The 2,177-nt window shown below is 43.3% G+C and carries 1 protein-coding gene and 1 pseudogene; both read right to left on the bottom strand.

Annotation, left to right across the window (positions count from 1 at the left end; all coding sequences use genetic code 11):
- Positions 1-243: 243 nt before the first annotated feature.
- Positions 244-1,482 carry a glycosyltransferase family protein gene (locus tag PX481_RS18095; protein WP_288058210.1) on the bottom strand — a complete coding sequence of 413 codons (1,239 nt, stop codon included), beginning with the start codon at positions 1,480-1,482 and terminating at the stop codon, positions 244-246.
- A 127-nt stretch (positions 1,483-1,609) separates the two neighbouring features.
- A pseudogene (locus PX481_RS18090) lies at positions 1,610-2,177 on the bottom strand (IS4 family transposase); the annotation flags it as partial.

The following is a 2,177-nucleotide window of genomic DNA, read 5'->3' as shown; positions in this document are numbered from 1 at the left end:
GGATAAGGGTTGGAGTGCTTACTGCAAAAATTGTTAAGAAAGATCCCTATAAGGGATAGCTTATCAAGGGGGGCAGGGGGGATCGAACCCAAAATCTATCTTCAATTTAATTATAGCGTTTCCCAATCTCATGAGGTACACCAAAATCTTAACTCCTGACTCCTGACTCCTCAAAACCTAAGACTCTGTACCTCACAACTATGGGAATTGCTATATAACCAACAAGCTTAATTCTCTGATTGCTTAGAAACTAGACAGTTGTTCGGCAATAATAGATACTAACTTATCCACTGCTCCTGCTTGCCCACGCACTGCCCGCAATTTTTGCCGGATAGCCTCTAATTGTTCGGGATTTTCTAACCAAGATATAGCCATATTTGCCACTTCTTCTGGTTGTAATTCCCCCAATAATTCCGGAACAATTTCGGCACCGGCCCAAATATTTGGCCAGGCATATAAACGTTTTTTTCGCAACATATAGAGATTAATTATCTTAGCAAATAAAGAACCCACCCCCGGCAGTTGGGCTAATAAACCGGGTAAACCGTCCCAAGTTCTCATCGCGTCTAGTTGCTGAGTCGGTAGTAAAATAATCATCGGGATTGCCAGCGCCCCTAATTCGGCAGTATTAGCTCCCACCGTCGTTAAAGCTAAATGACAGCGAGAAAGCTGGTTATGGGCGGGAAAATCGGTAATTAAGTCAACTTTTAAACCTTTGGCTGTTTCTAGATAGGGTTTTTCTCCGTTTTTTAATTGGGCAGCACTCCAACCGGTTTTAGTGATCATCGGATTATAGCTAGGATCGGCAAATTTCGCCAAATAAGCTAAATTTAGGGTAGGAGCGACGGGAATCAAGAATTTAGTCTGGGGAGCCTGCGCGTGTATCTTTTCAGCAATGGCTAGGGTTAGGGGTACACCCTGGGCTAATTTCGAGGGTTTGGAACCCGGGAGGAGTGCAATTAAGGTAGTGTCATCGGGGGTGATAGCAGTGGGCAAATCCACCATTAAATCGCCGATAACGGTAAATTTAGATTGATATTGTTCAGGAATATTTTTTAATACACTTGTATTCATCACGGCAAAGCGATCGATACCCCGATACCAACGCGCTTCCCATTCCGCATAGATAACGGTGCGATAACCCAAACGTTTACCGATGGTGAGGGCAAAAAATTGATCGCCCCCTAAAAATAAAACGATGCCCTTGGGGTGCCAATCCCAATTATCGGCGGTTTTTCCCCAGAAAAGAAAATTAAAGAAGTTTTCTGGCGACTGGACTCGATCGACCTCTGGATATTTCCTAACTACTTCCGTTTCCGCCCCCATAGAATGAGTACAAGGGGAAAGAATCACCGAAATCCGCAACAGCGATCGATCTTCTGTTAAGTTTTGTCGCAATCTCTTGACAACTGGACGCACCCATGTAGATATTTCTCCAGGGCCATTGGAGAGAATGAGAAGATCAACAGGAGAATCAAACATGATAAGTAGCTGGTTATAATTAAATTAAAAATGGATTTTAGGTTCGATCCCCCCTGCCCCCCCTATCCATTAGTCACATCTTTCTTAACATAAAATTTGACAAAAAGAGAAAAGTCTGCAAGATGGCTCAAGGGGGTTCTATGGGGGGACTAATTTGATGAGATAGTTTCCAAGTCTCGCTGATATCATGTAACCTTCGCAGTCCCAACCAAATAGTTTTAACACCAGGTTCACCGTCGCCTTTTCTACCTAAAAACCCCCCAAGAGAAGCAATCATTCTGACCGCTTCTGGCCAAGGAGGGCGGCTTTTCAGGTGGCGGACCCTTTTTATGAATAGTGGCACACAAAGATTGCCATTCATGTTCTTCCAAAAAACTTTCACAACTCTCCTCTCCGTGTAAGCGTGCTTGATAAGTTAACCAGAGTAATCTCCAAGCTAAAATTGAATAGGTAGCTAAGGCCATCTCAATTCTCCGACCCGTTTCTAATTGCCGTTTTTCTAATCCACAACCACTTTTTAAAACAAAATGATAGCGTTCTATCAACCAGCGATAACTGTACCAGCGCACACAGGTTATCGCCGATTCAAAGCTACTAATGTCTAGGCTAGTTAAGAGGAGCCAACTGATAGGATTAACCCCGGTATGAGGATTTTCTTCTTCAGCTAAAATTACCTGTAATTTGACAGATTGACT

This window comes from Microcystis sp. M53603_WE2 (assembly GCF_030065435.1).
The sequence above is the reverse complement of the archived record's forward strand: the minus strand, read 5'-3'. Positions and strand labels throughout refer to the sequence as shown.